The 24719-nt window shown below is 59.9% G+C and carries 22 protein-coding genes; 16 read left to right on the forward strand and 6 right to left on the reverse strand.

Features of this window, described 5'->3' with window-relative positions:
- Nucleotides 1–103: 103 nt before the first annotated feature.
- From DW171_RS07030 to DW171_RS07060, 7 genes are all read left to right on the forward strand, one after another.
- The gene (locus DW171_RS07030; protein ID WP_055251764.1) at nt 104–1372 is read left to right on the forward strand and encodes a class II D-tagatose-bisphosphate aldolase non-catalytic subunit; all 1269 of its coding nucleotides are present in this window, start codon (nt 104–106) and stop codon (nt 1370–1372) included.
- A gap of 124 nt (nt 1373–1496) precedes the next feature.
- A complete protein-coding gene (gene fsa / locus DW171_RS07035; protein WP_006235616.1) occupies nt 1497–2180 on the forward strand; it encodes a fructose-6-phosphate aldolase in 684 nt (227 codons plus the stop codon).
- A gap of 64 nt (nt 2181–2244) precedes the next feature.
- Entirely contained in the window at nt 2245–3075 is an 831-nt protein-coding gene (locus DW171_RS07040) for a transketolase (RefSeq protein WP_089573497.1), read from the forward strand.
- Entirely contained in the window at nt 3075–4013 is a 939-nt protein-coding gene (locus DW171_RS07045; protein WP_118270811.1) for a transketolase family protein, read from the forward strand. Before DW171_RS07040 ends, DW171_RS07045 begins: the two co-directional genes overlap by 1 nt.
- Nucleotides 4014–4025: 12 nt before the next feature.
- The gene (locus DW171_RS07050; RefSeq protein WP_089573499.1) at nt 4026–4478 is read left to right on the forward strand and encodes a PTS sugar transporter subunit IIA; all 453 of its coding nucleotides are present in this window, start codon (nt 4026–4028) and stop codon (nt 4476–4478) included.
- 275 nt (nt 4479–4753) lie between these two features.
- Nucleotides 4754–5620: a ModD protein gene (modD, locus tag DW171_RS07055; RefSeq protein ID WP_233539130.1), complete on the forward strand. Its 867-nt coding sequence runs from the start codon at nt 4754–4756 to the stop codon at nt 5618–5620.
- Between the two features lie 451 nt (nt 5621–6071).
- Nucleotides 6072–6722 (forward strand): HAD family phosphatase, encoded by a 651-nt coding sequence (locus DW171_RS07060; protein ID WP_158571034.1) that lies wholly within the window; start codon nt 6072–6074, stop codon nt 6720–6722.
- A gap of 710 nt (nt 6723–7432) precedes the next feature.
- Here DW171_RS07060 and DW171_RS07070 read toward each other — a convergent pair.
- Nucleotides 7433–8311 (reverse strand): ATP-dependent sacrificial sulfur transferase LarE, encoded by an 879-nt coding sequence (locus DW171_RS07070; protein WP_118270813.1) that lies wholly within the window; start codon nt 8309–8311, stop codon nt 7433–7435.
- A 173-nt stretch (nt 8312–8484) separates the two neighbouring features.
- On the opposite strand from DW171_RS07070, the gene DW171_RS07075 reads away from it, so the two are divergent.
- Nucleotides 8485–9135, forward strand: coding sequence for an HAD family phosphatase (locus tag DW171_RS07075; protein ID WP_118270814.1), 651 nt, complete (start codon nt 8485–8487; stop codon nt 9133–9135).
- A 201-nt stretch (nt 9136–9336) separates the two neighbouring features.
- On the opposite strand, the gene DW171_RS07080 is transcribed toward DW171_RS07075, so the two are convergent.
- On the reverse strand, nt 9337–10542 hold the full coding sequence (locus tag DW171_RS07080) for an ATP-binding protein (protein WP_118270815.1): 1206 nt from the start codon (nt 10540–10542) through the stop codon (nt 9337–9339).
- A 213-nt stretch (nt 10543–10755) separates the two neighbouring features.
- On the reverse strand, nt 10756–11889 hold the full coding sequence (locus DW171_RS07085; RefSeq protein ID WP_118270816.1) for a LacI family DNA-binding transcriptional regulator: 1134 nt from the start codon (nt 11887–11889) through the stop codon (nt 10756–10758).
- Nucleotides 11890–12215: 326 nt separating this feature from the next.
- Here DW171_RS07085 and glmS point away from each other — a divergent pair, with 326 nt between their 5' ends.
- Entirely contained in the window at nt 12216–14063 is a 1848-nt protein-coding gene (gene glmS / locus DW171_RS07090) for a glutamine--fructose-6-phosphate transaminase (isomerizing) (protein ID WP_117582939.1), read from the forward strand.
- A 14-nt stretch (nt 14064–14077) separates the two neighbouring features.
- On the opposite strand, the gene DW171_RS07095 is transcribed toward glmS, so the two are convergent.
- Nucleotides 14078–14884 carry a GntR family transcriptional regulator gene (locus DW171_RS07095; RefSeq protein WP_233539131.1) on the reverse strand — a complete coding sequence of 269 codons (807 nt, stop codon included), beginning with the start codon at nt 14882–14884 and terminating at the stop codon, nt 14078–14080.
- Between the two features lie 193 nt (nt 14885–15077).
- Between DW171_RS07095 and DW171_RS07100 the strand changes: the two genes are divergently transcribed.
- From DW171_RS07100 to DW171_RS07110, 3 genes are all read left to right on the forward strand, one after another.
- Nucleotides 15078–16112 (forward strand): YeiH family protein, encoded by a 1035-nt coding sequence (locus DW171_RS07100; protein WP_118270818.1) that lies wholly within the window; start codon nt 15078–15080, stop codon nt 16110–16112.
- A 273-nt stretch (nt 16113–16385) separates the two neighbouring features.
- Nucleotides 16386–17603 carry a helix-turn-helix domain-containing protein gene (locus DW171_RS07105; RefSeq protein WP_118270819.1) on the forward strand — a complete coding sequence of 406 codons (1218 nt, stop codon included), beginning with the start codon at nt 16386–16388 and terminating at the stop codon, nt 17601–17603.
- 84 nt (nt 17604–17687) lie between these two features.
- Entirely contained in the window at nt 17688–18263 is a 576-nt protein-coding gene (locus DW171_RS07110; RefSeq protein ID WP_147357346.1) for a hypothetical protein, read from the forward strand.
- Between the two features lie 41 nt (nt 18264–18304).
- Here DW171_RS07110 and DW171_RS07115 read toward each other — a convergent pair whose 3' ends face one another.
- Nucleotides 18305–18826 (reverse strand): nitroreductase family protein, encoded by a 522-nt coding sequence (locus DW171_RS07115; protein ID WP_118270821.1) that lies wholly within the window; start codon nt 18824–18826, stop codon nt 18305–18307.
- A 294-nt stretch (nt 18827–19120) separates the two neighbouring features.
- Between DW171_RS07115 and DW171_RS07120 the strand changes: the two genes are divergently transcribed.
- The 4 genes from DW171_RS07120 (at nt 19121) to DW171_RS07135 (ending at nt 23825) form a co-directional block, all read left to right on the forward strand.
- A complete protein-coding gene (locus DW171_RS07120; protein WP_118260475.1) occupies nt 19121–19411 on the forward strand; it encodes a CDP-alcohol phosphatidyltransferase in 291 nt (96 codons plus the stop codon).
- A 181-nt stretch (nt 19412–19592) separates the two neighbouring features.
- Nucleotides 19593–20093: a MarR family winged helix-turn-helix transcriptional regulator gene (locus DW171_RS07125; RefSeq protein ID WP_118270822.1), complete on the forward strand. Its 501-nt coding sequence runs from the start codon at nt 19593–19595 to the stop codon at nt 20091–20093.
- A complete protein-coding gene (locus DW171_RS07130; RefSeq protein WP_118270823.1) occupies nt 20093–21817 on the forward strand; it encodes an ABC transporter ATP-binding protein in 1725 nt (574 codons plus the stop codon). Before DW171_RS07125 ends, DW171_RS07130 begins: the two co-directional genes overlap by 1 nt.
- Nucleotide 21818: 1 nt before the next feature.
- A complete protein-coding gene (locus tag DW171_RS07135) occupies nt 21819–23825 on the forward strand; it encodes an ABC transporter ATP-binding protein (RefSeq protein ID WP_199586902.1) in 2007 nt (668 codons plus the stop codon).
- A 107-nt stretch (nt 23826–23932) separates the two neighbouring features.
- Here the strand turns inward: DW171_RS07135 and cysE are convergent, their stop codons facing one another.
- Nucleotides 23933–24637, reverse strand: a complete 705-nt coding sequence (gene cysE / locus DW171_RS07140) for a serine O-acetyltransferase (protein ID WP_118270824.1) — start codon at nt 24635–24637, stop codon at nt 23933–23935.
- Between the last annotated feature and the right edge of the window lie 82 nt (nt 24638–24719).

A 24719-nucleotide genomic window follows, 5' to 3' on the forward strand; every position in this document is an offset into this window, starting at 1 on the left:
CCGCACAACCGCCCCTACACAACAAAATCCATCCGCACTGATAGGGCCCACATCTGGGTCCCAGGGAACTTTTGTCAAAAATCCTCTGGAGAAGGAGAACAAAATGTCCAACCTCACCATCCGCCAGGCCGTTCAGGGCATGCTCAAGCTGCAGGACAGCGGCGATCACGCAACCATGGTCGGCATTGGCCCCATGAGCCCCAACCTGATTCAGGCCGTGTTCGAGCTTGCCAAGGACGAGGATTTCCCGCCCATGTTTATCGCTAGCCGCAACCAGGTCGATATGGACGAGATGGGCGCCGGCTACGTCAACGGTTGGGACCAGACGCGCTTTGCCGCCGACATTAAGAAGGTTGCCGACGAGGTGGGCTATACCGGTCCGTACTACCTGTGCCGCGATCACGGCGGTCCGTGGCAGCGCGACGAGGAGCGTAACGCCCACCTGCCCGAGGACGAGGCCATGGAGCTCGCCCGCAAGTCCTTTGTCGCCGACATGGAGGCAGGCTTTGACCTGCTGATGGTCGACCCCACCAAGGACCCCTATCAGATCGGCAAGGTTATTCCGCTCGACGTGGTGCTTCGCCGCACGATCGATCTTATCGACTATCTTGAGCAGTACCGTCGCGAGCATAACCTGCCCGAGGTTGCCTATGAGGTCGGTACCGAGGAGACCAATGGCGGCCTGACCTCCACCGACAAGTACGAGGAGTTCATTTCTCAGCTGCAGCCCGAGCTCGAGAAGCGCGGCTGCCCCATGCCCACCTTTATCGTCGGCCAGACCGGTACGCTCACCCGTTGGACCGAGCAGGTCGGTCATTACAACTTTAAGAATGCCCGCGAGCTCGCCGACATGGCCAAGCGCTACGGCGTGGGCCTGAAGGAGCACAACGCCGACTACCTGGACGACGCGACGCTGCTCGAGCACATCCCGGCACACGTGACCGCTTCCAATGTCGCCCCTCAGTACGGCACCGAGGAGACCCGCGCTTACCTCAAGCTCTGCGCTACCGAGCAGATTCTGGTCGACAACGGCCTGTGCGACGATCCCTCCGATCTGTATCACACGCTGCTGGTCAAGGCCATCAAGACCGAGCGCTGGCGCAAGTGGATGACCGGCGACGATGTCAACCTGCAGGTTGACGACATTCTGGCCGACGACGAGCTCAGCCTGAAGATTCTGGATGTCTCCGGCCACTACGCGTTCAACGATCCCGAGGTCAAGGAGCAGGTCGAGAAGCTCTATCGCAACCTCGCTGCCCAGGACATTGACGGCAAGCGCTTTGTGATCGAGCACATCAAGCGCCCGATCAAGCAGTACGTCGTCGGTCTTAACCTCAAGGGCGTCACGAGCCGCATCGAGAAGGCTCTCTAAGTAGCTTTTCCTACACGACGCCGGGCCTGGGGCATGTCCCAGCTGCAGGCCCGGCACATAGGACAAAGGGACATCCCCTTTGTCCTTTTTTTGAGTTTTGGATTCCTTAGAAGGAGTTTGCACCATGAAGTTCTTTATCGATACCGCCAACCTTGACGAGATCGCCGAGGCCAAGAGCTGGGGCTGCCTTGCCGGCGTCACCACCAACCCGTCCCTGTACGCCAAGACCGGCGGCAAGCTCGCCGACTTTGAGCCCCATATGCTCAAGATTGCCGAGCTCTGCGAGGGCCTGCCCGTGTCTGCTGAGTCCACCGCGACCACTGCCGAGGGCATGATCGAGGAGGGCAAGCGTCTTGCCGCCCTGGCTCCCAACATTGTGGTCAAGCTTCCCGTGTGCGAGGCCGGCCTCGCCGCCTGCCGCGCCCTGGCCGATGCGGGCGTGCGCGTCAACATGACGCTTGTTTTCTCGCCGACGCAGGCCCTCATGGCCGCCAACGCCGGTGCCCGCTACATCAGCCCGTTTGTCGGCCGCTTTGACGACATCGCCGAGGACGGCATCTCGCAGCTCGACAATGTCGTGACATGCATCAAGAACTATGACTGGACCGGCAAGAACGTTGACGACACCGTCGAGATCATCACCGCTTCGGTCCGCACGCCCAACCACGTGACCCAGGCGGCTCTTCTTGGTGCCGACATCGCGACCGTGCCCATGGCCGCTCTCAAGAAGTGCCTGCATCACCCGCTGACCGACCAGGGCCTCGCCTCTTTTGAGGCTGACTGGCAGAAGGTCGTCGCTCAGGCTTAACGACCGGGTTGCCCTCGGCATCGCGCCATCCGGTGCCGGGGTTGTTCTCAAGAGAGGAATTCGTATGACCAACCAGGAGCTGGCGAAGGTCGCCAATGAGGTCAGGAAGGGTGTCGTGACTGCGGTTCACGCGGCCAAGTCGGGACATCCGGGTGGATCGCTCGGTGCAGCCGACATCATGACGTATCTGTACTTTGAGGAAATGAATATCGATCCTGCCGACCCTCACAAGGCCGATCGCGACCGCTTTGTGCTCTCCAAGGGTCACGCGGCGCCGGGCCTGTATTCGGTGTTGGCAAATCGCGGCTATTTTCCCGTCGAAGAGCTCGAGACGCTCCGCCATATTGGCAGCCGACTGCAGGGCCATCCCAACATGAACGATACCCCAGGCATCGATATGTCCACCGGCTCGCTCGGTCAGGGCATCTCTGCTGCAGTTGGAATGGCGCTTGCCGCTAAGCACTGGGGCGACAGCTACCGTGTCTACACGTTGCTGGGCGACGGTGAGTGCGAGGAAGGCCAGGTGTGGGAGGCGGCTATGTTTGCCGGCAACCATGCGCTCGACAATCTTGTTGCCGTCGTCGACCACAACGGCTTGCAGATTGACGGCACGATCGATGAAGTCAACTCGGCCATGCCGCTTGCCGACAAGTTCCGCGCCTTTAAGTGGCATGTGATAGAGCTAGCCGATGGCAACGACATGGCGCAGATTGAGGCGGCTTTCGCCGAAGCTCGCGAGGTGACCGGCGCGCCCGTCGCTATCATCGCCGAGACGGTGAAGGGCAAAGGCGTCTCCTTTATGGAGAACCAGGTTGGCTGGCATGGCAAGGCGCCCAATGACGAGCAGTTTGAGCAGGCCATGGCCGAGCTCGCGGCAGCAGGAGAGGAACTCTAATGGCAGAGGTCAAAAAAGTCGCCACGCGCGTAAGCTACGGCGAGGCACTCGTCGAGCTGGGCAATGAGCACGATGACTTTGTAGTGCTCGATGCCGACCTGGCTGCCGCTACGCAGACGGGTAAGTTTAAGACTGCCCATCCTGAGCGCTTTTACGATGCCGGCATCGCCGAGAGCAACCTGATGGGTCTTGCCGCCGGCATCGCGACCACGGGCCGCGTTGCTTTTGCGAGCACCTTTGCGATGTTTGCCGCCGGTCGCGCCTACGAGCAGGTCCGCAATTCCATTGGCTACCCGCACCTCAACGTCAAGATTGGCGCCACCCATGCCGGCATTTCGGTGGGCGAGGACGGCGCCACGCACCAGTGCTGCGAGGATATCGCACTCATGCGTACGATTCCGGGTATGACGGTGGTCGTTCCCGCCGACGATGTCGAGGCCCGCGCCTGTGTGCGCGCCGCCTATGAGTTTGAGGGGCCGGTCTACATGCGCTTCGGCCGCCTGGCAACACCGGTCATCAACGATCACGAGGACTACGAGTTCAAGATCGGCCGCGGTGTTGTTGTACGGGAGGGCTTTGATGTCACGATCGTCGCGTGCGGTCTCATGGTCGCTGAGGCACTCGCTGCTGCCGAGGCGCTCGCTGCCGACGGCATCGATGCTGAGGTCATCAACATGCATACGATCAAACCGCTCGATGAGCGTTTGGTGGTTGCCAGCGCCAAGAAGACCGGTCGCGTGGTCACCGCCGAGGAGCATTCGATTATCGGTGGTCTTGGCGAGGCCGTTGCCTCGGTGCTCGCGGAGCAGCATCCAGTGCCGATGCGTCGCGTCGGCGTGCGCGATGTGTACGGCGAGTCCGGCCCTGCGGTCGATTTGCTGCATAAGTACGGTTTGGACGCCGACGGCATCGAAGCTGCGGTCAGGTCCGTGTTGTAAGGAAGGCTTTCCATGGGGTTTGTATCTGCCAACCAAGTGACGATTGGCTATGCCGCCGCCTCGCGCGAGGACGCGCTGCATTATCTGTCCGAGCAGGCTGTTGAGCTTGGTTTTGCCGATGACGCGTCTGCTGTAGAGGCGGCTTTTATTGCTCGCGAAAACGAGGCCGAGACTGGCCTCGTCGCCGGTTTTGCCGTTCCGCATGCCAAGAGCGATGCGATCCATACGCCGGGCGTGGCCGTGCTCAAGCTGTCCGAGCCTGTTGAGTGGCCGAGCTTTGATGGCGTGCCCGTCGATGTGGCGCTCGCGCTGTACGTGCCCGCCGGCGAAGCGGGAACCACGCACCTGCGTCTGCTCTCCAAGGCTGCCGTGATGCTGATGGATGCCGGCTTCCGTGACAGGGTGCGCGAAAGCACCGATCCTGTCGAGATTGCCGAGCTCATCAACGCCGGGCTCGAGGGCTAGAACGGGCTCTCCGTTCCATTAATCGATCCTTCTCCAAGGAAAAGGGCCGCGACGCTATAGGCGTCGCGGCCCTGTCTGCGTTTCCCCAGATAAAACCTGCCAAAATAAACCTGTCCCTTTTCAGCAGGTTAATCAGTCTAGCGGGAGACGCCGCAGGACGTTTGCTCGGCAGAATGCGTAAGATGCGGGGCAAACGCTGCTGATGAGGTTGTACCGTATAGGCTGGAAAAGCGGCACGCTTTTTTTGCTGAGAACAACGCGAGAGAGAAGGCTCCATGTCCGACATTATCCGTATAAGCGACGCGCGGCTCGAGGAGCTTATCGCCGAGGATGTCCCCTATATCGATCTTACGACGCATATCCTGGGAATCGGTGAGGCGCTCGGTGCGATGGAGTATTACACACGCGAGAACTGTGTGCTTTGTTGCACGGAGGAGGTTGCGCGTGTGGCCACTATGCTGAACTTGACGGTCGAGTGGTTTGAGCCCTCGGGAACCAAGGTTGAAGCCGGGCAATCTTTTATGCGCGTACGCGGTTCGGCCGCCAATTTGCATCTGCTATGGAAAGTCGGCCTAAATATGTTCGACCACTACTCGGCTGTGGCAACCAAGACGCGCAAAATGGTCGACGCTGCGCATGCGGCCAATCCCATGTGCGAGGTGCTGACGACGCGAAAGAGCACGCCGGGCAATAGAGATCTGCTGACCAAGGCGATCGTTGCGGGCGGAGCGTTTCCGCATCGCATGGGCCTTTCCGAGACCGTGCTGGTGTTCGACAACCATACCAGGTTTATGACAGCGCCTTCTGGAGCGACGGGACTCGATGCGTTTATTGAGCTTCTGCCCCAGATTCGTCGACGCTGCATCGAGAAAAAGCTGTTTGTCGAGGCGGGCGCCGATGATGCTCGCAGGCTGGTGAAGGCGGGCGTCGACGGTATTCAGTTCGACAAAGTGTCGGTTGCCGAGCTGGGGCCGCTCGTCGAGGAGCTGCATGGAATCGATCCCCATGTGGCCCTAGTTGCGGCGGGAGGGATTCACCCCGACAACGCTGCCGAGTACGCGTCGACTGGCGTTGATGGCCTCGTGACCACGTCCTGCTATACGGCGAATCCCGTCGATATGAGCGTCAAGATGTTCGCTTAGCGCGTTGCCGCGCGTTTGCCCGGGCAAACGCGCCCAATAATAAAACCGTTTCTTTCTTTGCGGGTCCATGCTCGCAAAACGCAGTTGCGGTGGAATAGTTCCTGTTGGGGCCCGACGGGCCGCAAAACAGGAACTATTCCACCGCAACTTATTGGGATGCAGGTTACTTGTTCATGTTGCCGTGGATGTAGGGGGTGACCTCGGGTGAGATATGGCAGTAGCTCGACATGCGCACACCGGGCTCTTCCTGAAGCCCCTTTGCAGGTGCGGTAGTGTCTGAAAGCAGAAACGCTTCTCACCGCTGGACACTCGACCGAAAACCATGGTCCTACCGAGCGCTCGTTATGAGACTCCCATCTATATAGCGAACGTGCAATATGATATATACGTTATATACAAGTTTATAACGTGCAGTAGATTTGCGGTAACGCAAGCCGATGAAGGGGTCGATATGATCAAAGCTGTTATTTTTGACATGGATGGAACGCTGATCGATACCGAGCGTTTGGACATGAAGGCGTGGAAGGTGGGTGCTGCCGAGCTGGGTATCGAGATTGATGACGCGTTGACGCATCAGTTTATCGGCCGTTCGAATGCCGATGTTAAGGGCATCCTTGAGGCGCATTACGGCAAGGGCGAAACCGCCGACGCGATTTATGCCCGCAACATTGAGCTTCACACCGAGATGGCCAAGACCGACCTGGAGCTTAAGGCCGGCGCCGCAGAGTGCCTAGACGAGCTGCTGGCCGCGGGCTATCACGTGGGCTTTGCGACGTCGTCGCGCCGCGTTGCGGCCGAGCGCAATCTTAAAACGGTCGGCCTCTTTGACAAGTTCGAAACGGTGACCTTCGGCGAGGACGTCGCGCACGGCAAGCCCGACCCCGAGATCTACCTGCTCGCCTGCGAGCGCGCGGGCTTTGCCCCCGAGGAATGCGCCGTGGTCGAGGATTCGCGCAACGGCTGCGTCTCGGGCTTCACGGCCGGCTGCCATGTCTTTGCCGTTCCCGATATCTTGCCGCTGCCGCAGGACGTGGTGGACGGCTGCGAGACGGTACTCGATACGTTGTTCGATCTGGGGGCGGCAGTCAAGGCCGTGAGCTAAAGGTATGCGCCGAAGCCGATGGCGGTGGCTTCGGCGTAGTTGCTTGCCGGGGTACTGCGCACTCGGCAATCTGGGCGCCGATGCCGTAGCTGTCGGCTGCGGTGTTCCATTCATTAGAGGGGTCGCGCTCGTCTCTCTAAATGTCTCTCTAAAGATAAAGTCGGTTAGAGAGACAGCCTTAGGAAATCTAGCAGCGAATTCGATATATCTCTCTAAAGGTCTCTCTAAAACAAGGTGCTTATCTCTCTAAAGTTAGAGAGATAAATCTATTGGTTTAGAGAGACGGAATGCCAAGGCTGCCGTGATGCTGATGGACGCCGGCTTCCGTGACAAGGTACGCGCGAGCACCGATCCCGTTGAGATTGCGGAACTCATCAATAGCGGACTCGAAGACTAGAACGGTCATCCCGTTCAATCAATCGATCCTTCTCCAAGGAAAAGGGCCGCGACGCCATATGGGTGTCGCGGCCCTGTTTGCGTTTCCCCAGATAAAACCTGCCAAAATAAACCTGTCCCTTTTTGGTAGGTTGGCGACAATTTATGTAGTTCAGGTTGAGCATATGCGAGCGAGCGGGCTCCGGGTGCGGTAAGGTGACGCGAAACAAGCGGGCGCTGACCTTTTGGTCGCGCCCGTGAAGCTGAACGTCAGATTGCCGTGCCCGGAGCCCGCGCAGCGCCGAGCAGGTACGCCGTTTGTAAAACGGCGTAACCTAAAGGTTCATGTTGCCGTGGATGTAGGGGGTGACCTCGTGGGAGATGTGGCCGCAGCCTAGGTTGCGCAGGGCAGATTCGATGGCGGCGGGAAGCGGGGCCTTGCCCTCGTCGTTGACCGCGGTCCTGCCGAGGGCGGCGATCTTGGCGACGTCTGCCGGCGCGGCCTCGATATGCATGCAGCCGCCGACCAAGCGCGCGCGGACCTGGTCCAGGCCAAGGTCGTGCAGGTAGTCCTCACAGGTGCGGATTACATCGACCTTCTCGCGCGTGAGCTCCTCGCCCGTGGGGACTCGCGTGGCCAGGCAGGCTCCTGCCGGCAGGTTCCAGACGGGGTATCCCCAGGCGCGTAGCAGCTCGCGCTCCTCGTCCTTGGTAAAGCCGACCTCCATAAGCGGCGAGCGCACGTCGAGCTCCTGGGCGGCGCGCATGCCGGGGCGGTAGTCGCCGCGGTCGCTTGCGTTGCTGCCGTCGATGACGGTGGGAAAACCCAGCGACCTGGCGTGGTTGACGATGGCGGTAAAGCCGGCGCGCTTGCAGTGGTAGCAGCGGTCGGCGTCGTTGCAGGCTACCTGGGGGAGCTGCAGCTGATCGACCGAGAGGTTGAGCACGGGGAGCTTGAAATGCGGCCCCTCATCGGCCTGCCCGTCAACCGCCCGCTCAAACGAAGCCTGCTCGGGCGTGCCGATGAGCGGCGTAGTGAGGTGAACAAGAAGCGTGCTGGCGGGCATGATGCGGGCGCATACGGCGGCCAAAAAGCTGCTGTCAACGCCGCCGGAAAACCCGATAGCCACGCGCCCGTATGCCAAAAGCAGCTGTTCGAGCGCCGATAGCTTGTCTTGAAGCTCCTCTGCGGGTGCCGTGGTGTCTAAAATCATGAAACGATCCTTATCGTTGAGTACTCGATCGAAAACTATAATCCTACCGAGCCACTTGTCATAAGACTTCTATCTATGTAACGAAAGTGCAATATGCTATATACGTTATATACAAGTTTACAAGTGCGGTAAAGTTGCGGGAGTACAGCAGCGCGAAGCGATGGGGGACCGATATGATCAAGGCTGTCATTTTTGACATGGACGGAACGCTGGTCGACACCGAGCGTTTGGGTATCAAGGCGTGGAAGGCGGGCGCGGCCGAGCTGGGATTCGCGATTGACGATGCGCTGATCCATCAGTTTATCGGCCGCACGCTGCCCGATGTCATGGAGATCCTTGATGGGCATTACGGCAGCCGCGAAACCGCTGAGGCGATCTATCGTCGCCACAAGGAGATTCGCGACGAGATGGTCAAGACCGAACTGGAGCTTAAGGCCGGCGCCGCCGAGTGCCTAGACGAGCTGCTGACCGCGGGCTATCACGTGGGTCTTGCGACGTCGTCGCGCCATGTTACCGCCGAGCGCAACCTTAAGACGGTCGGCCTCTTTGATAAGTTTGAGACGGTGACCTGCGGCGAGGACGTCGTACACGGCAAGCCCGACCCTGAGATGTACCTGCTCGCCTGCGAGCGCGCGGGCTTTGCTCCCGAGGAGTGCGCCGTGGTCGAGGATTCCCGCAACGGCTGCGTCTCGGGCATCACGGCCGGCTGCCACGTCTTTGCCGTTCCCGATATCGTGCCGCTGCCGCAGGACGTGGTGGATGGCTGCGAGGCCGTGCTCGATACGCTGTTCGATCTGACGGCCGCGGTCAAGCCCGTGTGTTAGCGTTCGCACGCGAGTCGCCATGCCCCGCGCCCGATCCCGCGGGACGGTGACGGCAACGGCGCCTGCGTGGAGGCGCTGACGCAGTCAGCCCCTCTTATCACGCCAAGATTGCTGTTTTGGCCGATAAGAGGGGCATTGTGCTTTAAGCGACTGGGGCTGCGGCCTTGGTAAGGAGCTGGCGGAGGGTTATGACGCTACAAGTTACTCCAGGAGCCAGTCGATCACGTTGCGCTTGCGGACTCCTTCGTAGTTCGCGTCCGCAAACAGCGTGTCGAGCGTAAGAAGCGTCTTGGGATAGTTGTCTCGGACTTTCTTAAAGGGGGCCAACTCTCGATTGAGGGTAGTTTCGTCGAGCGTTGTGGCTGAAACCTGAAAATAGGCTGTCTCGTCTGAGTTTAGGGCAACAAAATCGATTTCCCCGCCGTCGATATCGCCCACGTAGACGTCGTATCCACGGCGTAGGAGCTCGAGATAAACAACATTCTCGAGGATATGACCGATATCGCTGCTTTGGGTTTTGACGAGAGCGCCTCTAAGTCCAAGGTCAACGGCGTAGTATTTGCCGTTTGTTGAAAGAAGCTGCCGACCGCGCACGTTATAGCGCGGAGCAAAGTACAGCACAAGGCTGTCTGTTAAGCCTTTGAGGTACTTGGCTACGGTTTTCTGGTCGGTTTTGTTGCCGTTGGACGAGAGCGTGTCGGAGATTTTTTTAATCGAGATCCGGTTTCCAATGCTATGGAGTAGGAACTTGGTGATATCGCGCAGGGTCGGGACGTCCGAGACCTTCAGGCGTTCGATAACGTCGCGTATGACGATGGTATCGTAGAGGCTCATAAGATAATCGCGCGCCTGGGGTCCTTGAATGCCCGTCTCGGCGATAAAGGGAAAAGAGCCCCGGGTGATGTACTCGTCAAACAACTGCGCGGGAGCCTTTCCGTCATTGGTTTTTGCCGAGCAAAACTCCTTAAAGGATAGGGGCAGCATCTTGAGCTCTACGTAGCGACCAGAGAGCAAAGTTGCCAGTTCGCTCGAGAGCAGATAGGCGTTGGAACCGGTTATGTAGAGGTCGACATTGTCCTTGATAAAAAGACTGTCGACGGCTTTTTCGAAATGCTCGACGTGCTGTATCTCGTCCAGAAAAACGTAGTTCATCTTATCGGGGACGAGTCTGGCGGAAATGTAGTTGTAGAGTGCTCTATACGACGTAAGCGACTCGAACTCCAGGTCTTCAAAGTTGAGGGATATAACCTGGTCGCCTGTGATTCCATGATCGCGCAGGTAGCTACGGTAGATTTCGAATAGCTTTGATTTGCCGGACCTTCGCACGCCCGAAACGACCTTGATGACGTGCGAGTCTTTCCACGAAATGAGCCAGTCGAGGTACTGTTTGCGATCAATCAGATTCATGAAACCCCTTTCTTGGCGAGAAAAAACTGGAGCAAAATCAATACTTATAGGAAATATCTAAAAATATGGAATTGAATCTATTTTAACAAAAAAGTTAATGAAAAATGGATTACATTCCATAAATATCCGTAGCCGCAGGTTCGGCTAAACGGGGAGGGAACATGGGGCCAGCAAAACGCCGCAGCGGGACTGTTCCCGTTGCGGCGTTTTTTGTTACAGGTAGGCGCCCAGGTTGATGTCGGTTATTGGGGCCGCGGATGGGCCCGTCGGGTGCTGCTCGGCCTTTTGGGTGCTCACACGTTCGAGCAAGAAGGGGCGCACGAGCTCCTGACGGTTAATGTCCTCGGCGGCCGTGGCCGTGGTGACGGTGCGCGCGGCGGAGCCGATGCGGACTCGTTTGGTCTTGGCGGCAGGTTTATCCTCGATTTGCTCCATGAGCAATTGAACGCCCTTGCGGCCAATCTCGTAGCCTGGGGGTGCTACCGTGGTGAGCGGGACCGCTCCGCTCCAAGCGAGCGGGTTGCCGTCGCAGCCGGCCACGCGGACCTGGCCGGGGACGGAAATGCCTTTGTCGGTCAGCGCCGAGATAACGCCCGAGGCCAATACGTCGGTCAGGCCGATGACAAAATCGGGGCGCTCGTCGCCGGAGCGCCCGGCAATCTGAGCGCCAATGCTGTAGCCGTCGGCTGCGGTATTCCACTCTCCGGCGTCAATGACCTCAATTTTGATATCGGGATGCAGGGCGAGGGCCTTGTGGATGCCAAGTACGCGCAAGGTGAGCTGCATAAATGCCGCCCTTCCCACAACGGTGATATGGCGTGCGCCACGGGCAACGGCGAGCTCGGCGATAATGCGGCCTTGTGCCTCGTTGTCGGCAGCCACGTAGTAGCCGGGCTCGGAACAGTGGATGTCAAGATGGACGATCGGCACGGGCATCTTGGTCATGGCGGGGTGCCAGTCGGGAGACGCCATGGGCTGAACCATGACGCCGGACATCTGCGTGCCCATAAAATAGCGCAGGTAATGATCCTCGAGAATATCGTCGTTATCGGCATTGGCGATGAGTAAATCGTAGCCGTGCTTGCGGGCCTCGTTGTGGGCGCCGCTGGCAATTTGGAGCGAGAAGCCGTGGTCGAGGCGGGGGAGGACTAGGCCAAAGGACTTGGTGGCGCCGCCTGCGAGCTGACGGGCGCTTTGGTTGGGCAGGTAGCCCAGTCGATTGATGGTTTCGTTGATAAGTTTGAGGGTCTCGGGGCGCAGCTTTTCGGGATGGTTGAGCGCGTTGGAAACCGTGCCCAGCGAGACTCCCGCCTCGCGCGCGACATCGCTGATTTTTACCTTTGCCATAGCGGCCCCTTTGATGCGTTTCAAGTACAAGCCAGATTGTAGCATCGCCCGCCCCTAGGGTGCCAAAACCTGCCAATTAGGGACAGGTTTATTTTGGTAGGTTTTATCTGGGCAAACGCTGGAGCCCAAACCACCACAAAGGTGCCTGTCCCCTTCGTGGTGGTTTGGACCGGCTGGGCATGTGTGCATCGGGTGGTATCTAAGTTGAGATACCACTTCTGGTATATCAGCTTGCGCTTGCGTGAGTACAATACTCGAACGTTATACGTCTCAGCGCCCCCTGTGCGTGGACGTCTTGCAGTCACGCGAACGAAGGGATTTATCCTATGTGCGGAATCGTCGGCTACACCGGCTCTGATATTGCAAAGAACATCCTGGTCACGGGCCTCAAGCGCATGGAGTATCGCGGCTATGACTCCTCGGGTGTTGCGCTCGAGGTGGGCGAGGGCGCCGCGGCGCACCTCGACGTCATCCGCCGCGTGGGCAAGGTCGCGGGCCTGGAGAGCGAGCTTTCCAACATCGACAGCGACGCTACCTGCGGTATCGGCCACACCCGTTGGGCCACCCACGGCAAGCCCTCCGTCGTTAACGCCCATCCCCACACCAGCTGCGACGGTCGTATCGCCATCGTCCACAACGGCATCATCGAGAACTTCGCCGAGCTGCGCGAAGAGCTGGAGGGCCGCGGCCACCACTTTAAGAGCGAGACCGATACCGAGGTCTTCGCGCATCTGATCGAAGAGGCTTATGCCGAGACGCACGACCTGATGGCCTCCGTGCGCGAGGCTTGCACCCACGTGGTCGGTGCCTATGGTCTGGCCGCCGTGTGCGCTGACGAGCCCGGCGTGATCGCCGTGGCGCGCAAGGACTCCCCGATTGTGGTCGGCGTGGGCGAGACCGGCTCCTACGTTGCCTCCGACGTGATCGCGCTTATCGATGCCACTCGCGATGTCGTGGTGCTCGAGGACGGACAGTTTGCCAAGCTCACGCCCGCGGGCGTCGAGTACACCGACGAGGCCGGCAACGTCATCGAGCCCAAGGTCACCCACATCGACTGGGACCTGGACATGGCAGAAAAGGGCGGTTATCCCGACTTTATGCTCAAGGAAATCCACGAGCAGCCGCGCGTCGTGCGCGATACGCTGGTGGGCCGTATGACCCCCGCCGGCGAGCTCGATATCGACGAGCTGGGCCTGTCCCTCGAGGAACTCAACGACATCGACCGCGTCTACGTGATCGCTTGCGGCACTAGCTATCACGCTGGCCTCATCGCCAAGAACCTTATTGAGGGCTGGGCTCGCATCCCCACCGAGGTTGAGGCGGCCAGCGAGTTCCGCTATCGCAATCCCATCATCACGCCGACGACGCTTGTCGTGGCTGTGTCCCAGTCGGGCGAGACGGCCGACACCCTTGCCGCCATTCGCGACGCGCGCATCAAGGGCGCCAAGGTCTTCGGCATCACCAACGTGGTGGGCAGCCCGGTGGCGCGTGAGAGCGACGGCGTCATCTACACCAAGGCCAACAAGGAGATCGCGGTCGCCTCGACCAAGAGCTTCATCGGCCAGGTCGTGAGCCTTACGCTGCTGGCTTTGCTGCTGGCGCAGGTTAAGTACCGTCTGACCACCAAGCAGGCGCGCATGCTGTTCCGCGAGCTTTCCGATACGGCCGAGCAGATCCAGTGGATTTTGGATACCCAGACCGAGGCCGTTCATGAGGCCGCCCTGCTGTGCAAGGACGCGCAGTCGGCGCTGTTCGTGGGCCGCGGCATGGGTGCCGCTATTTCCTACGAGGGCGCGCTCAAGCTCAAGGAGGTCAGCTACCTGCATGCCGAGGCCTACGCCGCCGGCGAGATGAAGCACGGCCCCATTGCCCTGATCGACCCGGGCTTCCCTGTCATCGCTGTGGCCACCAAGAGTGCCACCTACGACAAGACCGTGTCGAACCTCATGGAGTGCAAGGCGCGCGGCGCCAAGGTTATCGTCGTTGCCACCGAGGGTGACGAGGAAATCAACAAGATTGCCGACTGCATCATTCGTGTGCCGGCCGTCCGCGACGTGTTCAGCCCCATCACGGCGAGCGTCCCGCTGCAGTTGCTTGCCCGCGAGGTGGCCATCCTGCGCGGCTGCGACGTCGACCAGCCCCGTAACCTGGCAAAGAGTGTCACAGTCGAGTAGTTGGTTCCGCCGTTCTAACGACCAAGGCCCGGCTCCGCGTCATCATGACAGAGTCGGGCCTTTTTGTACGGAGAAACCACCACAAAGGTGCCTGTCCCCTTTGTGGTGGTTTTGGCAGGTTGGCGGAGCTTGCTGGTCTCGAAGTACTCGGGGAACTGGTCCAGAACCTCGGTTTGGTTGCGGAACATCATGTGCAGGTGCTTGCTGACCAAAAAGCTCGCTTCGATGGGGTCGCGACCGGCGATAGCGCGGCGAATCTGCTTGTGCTCGTTCACGATGTCCTGATTGTCGAGAACCTGCGTGGCGGCGCGCAGCCAGCGGAAGCGCTCCAGGTCGGCATTGGTCTCTTCGAGCCACGACCACACGGTGCTGCGACATGCGATGCTAAAAATCATGTGATGCATGAGGTTGTCGCTCAAAAAGAAGCCGATGCGATCCTCTTCGGCCATGGCCTTTTCCTGCAGCACGATGGCGCGGTCGAGCTGCTCGATGCCGGCCGACGTGGCGCGCGCACAGCACTCCACAATCACCTGCTTTTCCAGATGCTCGCGGATGTAACAGGCACTCTCGGCAAGGGTGAGGTTGATGGGTGAGACGTAGGTGCCGCTCTGGGGCACGGTGCGCACCAGGCCTTCCTGCGCCAAGCGAACCAAAGCCTCGCGCACGGGCGTGCGCCCCATATCCAGGTCGTCGCAAAGTTGCTTGACGCCCAGCTTTTCGCCCGGCTTGTAGTCCAGGTAGACGATTTTGCGTCGAATGGTGTGGTAGGACTGGTCCTGTAGGCTCGTTTCCTGCTCGCCGACGTGCATCGATTCTTCCATAGCGCCTCGCAACTGTTCTATCAAACTCATATGTCAGTTGTTAATTATGCCGCGAATCAGCTTTCCGCGGTGGGTAATTCGGCTGTTGCCCAAGAACTATTGCGGCATCTTAGTCTTTGTTTACGCAAGGCTGCGCTCAATGTTGCCGTATCATAAGCCGTCGCAAACGTGAAAGAGAAAGAAGGAATCCCATATGCAACTGGCGAATATCGTACGCGAGCGCTGGAAGGGTGTCTTGTTCTGCCTGATCATCGCTATCCCCGCGACGCTGCTCGGCAAACAAATTGAGGTGGTCGGCGGGCCGGTATTTGCCATCCTCTTTGGCATGGTCCTGGCGCTCGTCTTTCCCAAGAATCGCCGCGAACAGCTCGCCGCCGGTGTCACCTATACATCTAAAAAAGTCTTGCAGTACGCGGTTATCCTGCTTGGCTTTGGCATGAACCTCTCGCAGATCCTGTCCAAGGGCGCCCAGTCGCTGCCGATTATCGTGGCGACAATCTCGACTTCGCTTGTCATTGCCTTTGTGCTCTGCCACGTCATGAACGTGCCGAGCAAGATCGCGACGCTTGTGGGTGTGGGTTCGTCGATTTGCGGCGGTTCTGCCATCGCCGCGACCGCACCCGTCATCGATGCCGACGATCGCGAGATTGCCCAGGCTATTTCGGTCATCTTCCTGTTTAACGTTATCGCGGCGCTCGTGTTTCCGACGCTCGGCGGTATGCTCGGGCTGACCAACGAGGGCTTTGGCCTGTTTGCCGGCACCGCCATCAACGACACCTCGTCCGTAACGGCTGCGGCGAGCGCTTGGGACAGCATGCATCCCGGCGCCAATGTGCTCGAGAGCGCCACGGTGGTCAAGCTCACCAGGACGCTGGCCATTATTCCCATCACGTTGGTCCTCGCATGCTGGCAGATGCATCTGGCGCGCAAGGCCGGCGGCGACGCCAAAAGCACGTTCTCGCTTAAACGCGCGTTTCCCATGTTTGTGCTGTTCTTTGTGCTGGCGAGCGTAATCACCACGGTGCTTCAGCTTCCCGTGTCCATCACGGCGCCCATCAAGGAGCTGTCGAAGTTCTTTATCGTGATGGCCATGGCGGCTATTGGCTTTAATACCGATATCGTCGAGCTGGTCAAAAAGGGCGGCAAGCCCATCGCGCTGGGCTTTTGCTGCTGGATTGGCATTGCGTGCATGAGTTTGGGAATGCAGCACGTGCTGGGAATCTGGTAGAGAAGTAGCTTATTCGCGTGCTGGTTGCTGGTTGCTGGTGAGCGCAAGCCTGCGGTGGAGCGATAGGAGCTCTTGCGGGTATGGCTTGTCCGCAGGTTTATAAGTCCCGAAGAGCTCTTATCGCCCCGCCAGGATGGCGATGCGGGGCAACACCTATACTCGCAGGACGGCGCTTTCTGCCCTATAGTGTTTGGTGAGCAATATCGTTCAATTTTGAAACACTCGGTCGTGCGACCGTCGGCGGTTGCACGTCGCCGCGGACAGGGGCAAATCATGGATAGCGATGCCAAGCTGAACATCTTGACCGAGGCCCTGGCTGCTGCCGGGGCCTCGGCATTGGCAATCGATGCGCGTGGGGACGTCGCGATTTCGACCATGAATGACGCGGCGCTTGAGCGGGATGTGGCGGCTTTTGTCGCTGAGCGCCTCGACCGTATAGGAGACGGCGCGCGTCTGGTTATGGGGCGTGCGGGTACGCGCCTGAGCCTGACCGTTCGCCCCACCGACAAAGAAGGCGGGGGCCTTTGGGTCGTCGTGGTCCGCGAGGTACGCGGCGCCGCGGCACATGCGGGCATCGAGTGGCTCAACGCCGACGAAGTTGAGGCCCGCTACGAATCGAGCGCGTACGGCATCGTTGAGGGGGCGGCCTCGGTAGCTGCGCCGGTCGCCGAGAGTTACGCGCGCGGCGTGCCCCTTATGCTCGAGGGCGAGCTGGGAGCGGGTCAGGTCGAGATCGCCAAGCGCCTCTATCTGGACGGTCCTTTTGCCGATCAACCCTTTGTTGCCGTTGCGCTCGATGAGCTTACCGATCGCGGTTGGCGCCACGTGCTCAAAAGCGCCGAATCGCCGTTGTTCCAAACGGGGCTGACACTTTGCATTGAGGGCTGGAACACGGTTGGCCCCCAGCGTCTCCGCGAGCTCGTTTCCACGATGGCCGACACCGCGTTGGCGACGCGCTGCCATGTGGTGCTGACGGCGAATGACATGCCGGGCGGCAGCGAAAGTGATCAAGCTGCCTTTGTGACTGAGCGCTTCGCCTGTGCGGTGAGCGTGGCGCCGGCAATCGCCGAGCAGGGAGCCGCGTCGACGAAGGTTGCGCGCTATTTGGAATATCTCGCTGATGCATTTGGGACGGCAGCGCCCACGTTGTCTGCCGCGGCGGCAAAGACGCTCGATGTTTACCGCTGGCCGCGCAATTATCTGCAGCTCCGCGAGGTCTCGGAACGACTGTATATATTGGTGGGGGCGGGCACGGTGGACCGCGCTGTGGCGGAGGAAGTGCTCGCCCAAGAGGACGTGATTAAGACCGCAACCTTTGGCGCCCCGACACTCGAAAGCGACCTGTATATCCTGCGACCGCTGGCCGATACCGAGCGAGATATCGCGCATCTGGTTGTAGATCATCTCCACGGCAACCGGGCCCGTGCGGCGGAGGTGCTGGGCGTAAGCCGAACAACGCTGTGGCGCTTGCTGAAGGACGATGACCGTTGAGCGAGGCGCCCGTGACCGCGCGCGACGCGTGTGCTACAGTCCAAAGCGTTATTGTTTCGATTTGGTTACGGCGTGCGGGGGCGTATGGCTGAGACTACAAAACCGAGCCGCAGAAGGCGGAGTGCCGCGCCGGTTAACCGACGCATAACATCGGTGACGTGGGGCAAACACGCCTCGGGGTTTGACGGCTCGTTCAAGCGCACTAAATACGGCTATCCTTCGACAGGTGCTCGCTTGGCAATGCAGGCAGAGTCCTCGCTGTGGGGCCGCAAACGCGTGGTGGGCTCAAAGCTCAAGCACGACGGCACGCTCGGCTACATCAGCCGCGGGGCGGCTCGCCGCAGTGGGCTCAATCCTGCTGGTTGGCATCGTTATGTGCCGATCGCGGTCGTCGTTGCAGTGATCGTCATCGCACTCGCTGCGCTTGGCTACGCCGGCGGTGGCGCCAACTTGGACGCGGTGTTTAAATCGCCCGAGCTCGCGCATGCAGGCACAGAAGTTGTCGAGGGCGCTCAGACCCAGACGGGCGTCGCGCCCCAGCGCGGCATGGTCGCGGCAGCCTCCACCATCGCCGACGCTCAAAAGGACGAGGACGAGCAAGACGACGACGCCGAAACGACCCAGACGAACGAAACGACGACAACTCCATCGGCAAGATAAGTTGCGAGCGGGTCCGCCGTTCGTTAGAACGGCGGAACTAATTACTTTACATACACCACGTTGTCGCGGCGGGGTTTGGGCTCGGGTAGCGTGTCCTCGGCATAGCCCAGAATGCAGTGACCGACACCGCGCAGGCTGCCGTCGGCGGGCAGGCCCCAGCTTGCCAGCAGTTCCAAGCCTTCGGGCGAGTCGAAGACCTCATGTGCGCGGTGAATCCAGCACGAATCGACACCCAGTGCATAGGCGGCGTTGAGCAAGTTGCCCATGGCGAGCGAGCCGTCTTCCAGATGTGTGGGCACGCTGCGGTCAACCAGCACCACCACAACGGTCTTGGCGCCATAGAAGGGGTCGCCGTTGCTGCCCATGACCTGGGCGTTGAGCTGCGAGAGACGCTTGACGGTCGTGGGGTCGGTGACGGCGACAAACGTCACCGGCTGGCGCCCCATGCCGCTCGGTGCATATTGGCCGGCTTCGATAATACGTGCAAGCTTTTCGGCCTCGACGGGACGATCGCTGTAGTTGCGGCAGCTGCGGCGGTGAATGAGCGCTTCGATAGTCTCCATGGTGTCTCCTTGCGGTGGCGTTGCAGATGTCCCGTTCATACCCGCCGGACTCAAACGATAGACGGTCAATTGCCCGGCCAAAAGGATAGATTCCAATTGGGAAAGTAGGTTTGCATAAAAGTACCTTCAGAATGTGACAAACAAATGGGATGGTTAAACGTTTTATCCCGTCTACCCTGCGGTTTTTTACCACTTGCCTAAATGACGAACGCATAACCTCTGATAAAGGTTTTACTAAAGGAGTACCAACGTTTATCAATGCGCCGTGGTGGCGCCGGGCCAGGAGGTAACATCATGTTCCAGGCTGGAGATGTCGTCGAGACCGATTTCGAAGGATTTCTGAAGCTGCTGCGTTCCAAGACGCGCGCTTTCGTGTCGATTAACGATCACGAGTACTACATCACGCACACCGATGGCTATTGGCGTGTTCAGGATTGCGAGGCCCTCAACGACAAGGGCCACTTTACTGACTGCTCCGAGCTGGTCAACACGGTCTGCGAGGTCGTCGAGCTGCCGTGGATCTGTGGCAAGAGCCTGCATGATAGCTTCTCGGGCGCTACGGTCTATGAGGCCGTTGCCGCTTAACAGGCAATAAAACCCGATTTTCACGCGACCGCTGGCGCCGCCCCCGCGCCGGCGGTCTTTTTCTGCCGATAGGCCATAAAAGTGCACGCATTTGCGGAGAGCCTGTTGACGATAGTCAAAACTCGGACTAATCTAGAGACATGAAATTGGTCAAAAATCGGACAATCGAATGGTGGGATAGATGAATAGTGCGGTTACACTGGTCGACTTCGACCGGTTGCTCAATGGACTCGACCATATCTATTCGGAGTTCTCGCGCGCCTGCGGTCTTTCGGACTGCGCTTACTGGATGCTCGTCGATACCAGCACGGCGGGCGGCAGTGTTGCCGTAAGCCGTCTGACAAGCGAATGGTTCTACAGCAAGCAGACTATCAACTCGGCAATTAAAACCTTGACGGCGCGGGGCTTCGCAACGTTGGAGTTTGCCGAAGGCAGCCGTAAGAACAAGGTTGTGCGACTGACCGCAGAAGGTATGCAGTTTGCCAAGCGCTACGCGTTGCCGGCGCAAAAAGCCGAGCAACAGGCATTCGAGGCGCTCGAGCCGTGGGAACAGCGCGAGATCATGCGCTTGGTCGGTAAGTTCTCCCATGTTCTTAACGAAGAGTGCGAGGCATTTAAACGGCAAGTTGCCGCCGAGAACGAGGCTGACGATAAGGGCGAGGGGGAGACATGCGACTCTTAATGAGGTTTATGAGGCCGTACCGCGGTCTGATCGCGGTGACGCTGCTGGTGCTGCTAATCGACAACGTCGGTACGCTGTTGGTTCCCACGATGCTGGCGAATATGGTCAACACCGGCATCACCACGGGCGATGTCGACTACATCCTGCGCAACGGCCTCTACATGCTTATCGCGACCGGCATGGCCAGCGGCGGCGCGGTGCTGGGCTGCTACCTTTCGGCCCGTCTGGCGGCCAATGTGGCCTGCGACATCCGCAACGCCGTCTACGATAAGTCGCTCGAGCTGTCCGCCAGCGACTTTGAGCGCTTTGGCACGGGATCGATGATCACGCGCTCGCTCAACGACATCAACGTGATCCAGCAAGCGATCCTGCAGACCATTCAGCTGGTGCTGCCGGTACCGTTCTTGGCCGTGGCGGGCATCATCTTCGCCTGGCTCATCGATCCTGCTATGGGTACGCTGCTGGGCGTGGTCGTTGCGATCGTGCTGGTGGCGGCGGTCTTTACCGTTGCCAACGCCGCGCCGATCTTTATGCGCTTGCAGAGCTTTATCGACCGCATGAACGTGGTGCTGCGCGAGAACATCGTGGGCGTTCGCGTCATCCGCGCTTTTAATAAAGAGCGCCACGAGGAGCAGCGTCTGGACGAGGTGTTTAGCGATTACGCCGCCAACGCCATCAAAGTCAACCATCTGTTTGTGGGCCTCGACAGCTCCACCTTCTTTTTGATGAACATCGCAGAGGTGGCGGTACTGTGGGTGGGCGGCAACCGCGTGGGCGCCCACGCCATGCAGATCGCGAGCATCTCGGCGGTGCTGGAGTACGCGCTTCTGATCCTGTTCTTTGTGATGATGGCGCAGATGGTGGTGCTGACGCTTCCGCGTGCCGCCGCATGTCTGAACCGCGCACAGCAGGTGCTGGAGATTGAACCGAGCATCGTCGATGGCCAGCGTACGCTCGATGCGGCCGCGTCCGACTCAAAGGACGGGGCCGATGCGGTCGCCGTGTTCGATCATATGTCGTTTCGCTTTGACGACGCCGACGAGGACACCCTGTGCGATCTGAACTTTACCTGTCGCCGCGGTCAGACGACCGCGATTGTGGGCTCGACGGGCTCGGGCAAGTCGACGGTGGCAAAGCTTCTGCTGCGCTTCCACGATGCCACCAAGGGCGTCATTCGCCTGGACGGCGTGGATCTGCGCGAGCTTTCGCAAGGTGAGATTCGCGGGCGCATTGCCTATGTGCCGCAAAAGGCATGGCTGTTCTCGGGCACCGTGGCAAGCAATCTGCGCTTTGGCAACGAAGACGCGACTGAGGCCGACATGCTTCATGCGCTCCAGGTTGCCCAGAGCACCTTTGTGCTCGACCAGCCCCAGAGGCTCGATACGCCGGTTGCCCAGGGCGGTACGAACTTTTCAGGCGGCCAGCGCCAGCGCCTGGCCATTGCTCGTGCGCTCATGAAGCATGCCGACCTGTATATCTTCGACGACAGTTTTTCGGCCCTGGACTTTAAGACCGATGCGGCCCTGCGCCATGCGCTGCAGGACGAGACGCGTGACGCTGCGGTGCTCATCATCGCGCAGCGCATCTCGACGATCTTGCATGCCGACCAGATCGTAGTGCTCAAGGACGGCGAGGTCGCGGGCCTAGGCACGCACGACGAGCTCATGGAAACCTGCGAGGTGTACCGCGCTATCGCGGAATCGCAGATGAAGGGAGGTGAGTAGCATGACCGAGGAGCTCAAGAAGCAGGGCGGCGTTGATGACGCCGCTGCCGCGGGACTGGTTGAGGAAACGGCTGCCGCGGTACCCGAGCTGGATGACGCCGCCAGGGCCGCGGCCGAGCGCGAGGCTCGCCGCCAAGCACTCTACGAGGAAAACGAGCGCGCCGAGGACGAGCGCGCCCGCGCCGAGGCGGAGCGCATGCGTGACGTGGATGACGAAGACGAGGACGAGACGCCTCGGGATACCTGGGCGACGGTGCGCCGTTTGTGGAACGAGGCTACCGGCGACCATTGGCGCTTCTATATCGTGTTCGTGAGCATCGTGTTCTACGTCATCTTTAACACCGCCGCGCCGGCATACAGCGCTCATGTCATCGACGAGCTGTGGGGCCACATACAAGCGGCGTTTGCCAGCGGAACCACCTTTAGCATCGCCTGGGACCAATGCGGTAAGACCATCTTTGTCTACTTTTTAATCTGGACGGCCGCCGGATCGTTCTATGCGCTGCAGAGTTTTTTGATGTCGAGTGTTGCTGAGCGCCTCAACCTGCGCCTGCGCAACCGCATCGCGCAAAAGCTCAGCCGTCTGCCGCTCGCTTACTTTGATGCGCATCGCCCCGGTGAGGTAGTCAGCCGCGCGACCAACGACCTGGACAAGATGTCCGAGAGCATGCAGCGCGGATTGCTGCAGCTGCTGGTGTCGATCGGCACCGTGACGGGCGCCATCATCATGATGTTCGTCTATAGCGTTAGGCTCACGTTGATCTTTTTGGGTTTTACGGCGGTATCGCTGCTGGTGACCAAGGTGGTCTCGCGCCGCACGCATGACGTAACCGGTGAGCGCCAGGAATGGGTCTCCAAGATTACGAGCGCGGTTGAGGAGGGTTACTCGGGCCGTTTGGTGATTCGCGCATTCAACCGCGAGCACCAGAGCTCTGCTGAGGTGCACGAGGCCTCGGGCGAGCTGGCGCGCGTGAGTGCCAAGGCCGACTTTATGATCAATGCCGTCGGCCCTGCGGTACGCTTTATCGGCCGTTTGGCGCAGATCGTGATCGCGCTGGTGGGCTGCAGCATGCTGGTTGCCGGTCACATGACCGTCGGCGTGTTCCAGGCGTTCTTCCAGTTTATCTACGAGGCGTCCGAACCCATGACGCAGCTGTCGTTTACCTTCAACTCGCTGCAGAGCGCGCTGGCGAGCGCAGAGCGCGTGTTCGACCTGCTCGATGAGCCCGAGATGGAGGCCGATCCGCTGCCGGACGAGGCCGCCAAGCTGCCGGGTCGCGTTGAGGGCCGCGTCGCTTTTGAGCATGTGCGCTTTGGCTATTCGCCCGACAAGCCGCTTATGCGCGACGTGTCGTTTGCTGCCGAGCCGGGCCAGAAGATTGCCGTGGTGGGAACCACGGGCGCAGGCAAGACGACGCTCATCAACCTGCTCATGCGCTTCTACGAGATTGACGGCGGGCGTATTACGCTCGACGGCGTGGACACGAGCCGTATGGATCGTGGCGAGCTGCGCCAGCGGTTTGGCATGGTGTTGCAGGACGCCTGGCTGTTCGACGGAACGATTGCCGAGAACATCGCCTACGGCTGCCCCGAGGCAACGCGCGAGGAGATTGTTGCGGCTGCGCGCGCCGCCCAGGTTGACTTCTTTGTGCGCACCATGCCGCAGGGCTACGACACGCGCGTGGCCAACGATGCCGAAAGCATTAGCCAGGGTCAGCGCCAGCTGCTGACCATTGCGCGCGTGCTGCTCAACAACCCGGCGATTCTCATCCTGGACGAGGCGACCTCAAGCGTGGACACGCGTACCGAGCTTGCCATCGGCCGCGCCATGGACGCGCTCATGCGCGGGCGTACGAGCTTTGTGATCGCGCACCGTCTGTCGACGATTGTTGATGCCGACTTGATCTTGGTCATGGACCACGGCAACATCATCGAGCAAGGCACGCACCAAGAACTGTTGGCTGCCGAAGGGGCCTACGCCGACCTCTATCTGAGCCAGTTCGCATAATGTGACAAAGGGACAGCCCCACATGTCACATCGAAAAGAAGGCGCGCCGGGGATGAATTCCCTGGCGCGCCTTCTTGCGTTGATGCGGGTCTGTACCGTCCGCAGCCCTAGCGTTCGTCCACGAGCTTGGCGACGAGGGCTTTGAGCTCGGCCACCTCTCGCTCGAGTTCCTTGACGCGGCGGGCATTCTCGGTGATGCCTTGACGGTTGAGGGCACTCTGCTCGGCGGCATCGTCGGGCATGTATTCGCGGTGCTGCTTGGCGTCGAAGCTTTCCTCGAACACACGGCAGCCGTTGCGCTTGATGATGCGCCCGGGCACGCCCACGACGGTGCAGTTGTCGGGGACGTCTTTGACGACGACCGAGTTGCTGCCGATTTTGACGTTGTTGCCGATGCGGATGTTGCCGAGTACCTTGGCACCGGTGCCCACGGTGACGTTGTTGCCGAGCGTTGGGTGGCGTTTGCCGGTCTCGTTGCCGGTACCGCCGAGCGTGACGCCCTGATAGAGTACGCAGTTGTCGCCCACAATGGTGGTCTCGCCAATAACGACGCCCATGGCGTGGTCGATAAAGAAGTGCTTGCCAATCTGCGCGGCAGGGTGAATCTCGACGCCGGTGATATGGCGGGTGAGCTGCGAGAGCACGCGGGCGAGCGATCGGTGGCCGTGCTCCCAGAGCCAATGCTCGGGTACGTGGTTCCACTTGGCGTGCAGGCCGGGGTAAGAAAGGAAGATGACTAGGCCGTTTTGCGCGGCGGGGTCCTGTGCCTGGACGGTCTTGATGTCCTCGCGAATGGTATTGATAAAGCTCACCGGCCGCCCTCCCTTAGCGCCGCGACAATGCAATTCAATAAAGTATAGCGATTCGCTAGGGATTAGGAAGAGCAATCTTGCT

The sequence above is a fragment of the Collinsella sp. AM15-2 genome, assembly GCF_003471985.1.
Classification (GTDB): Bacteria; Actinomycetota; Coriobacteriia; order Coriobacteriales; family Coriobacteriaceae; genus Collinsella.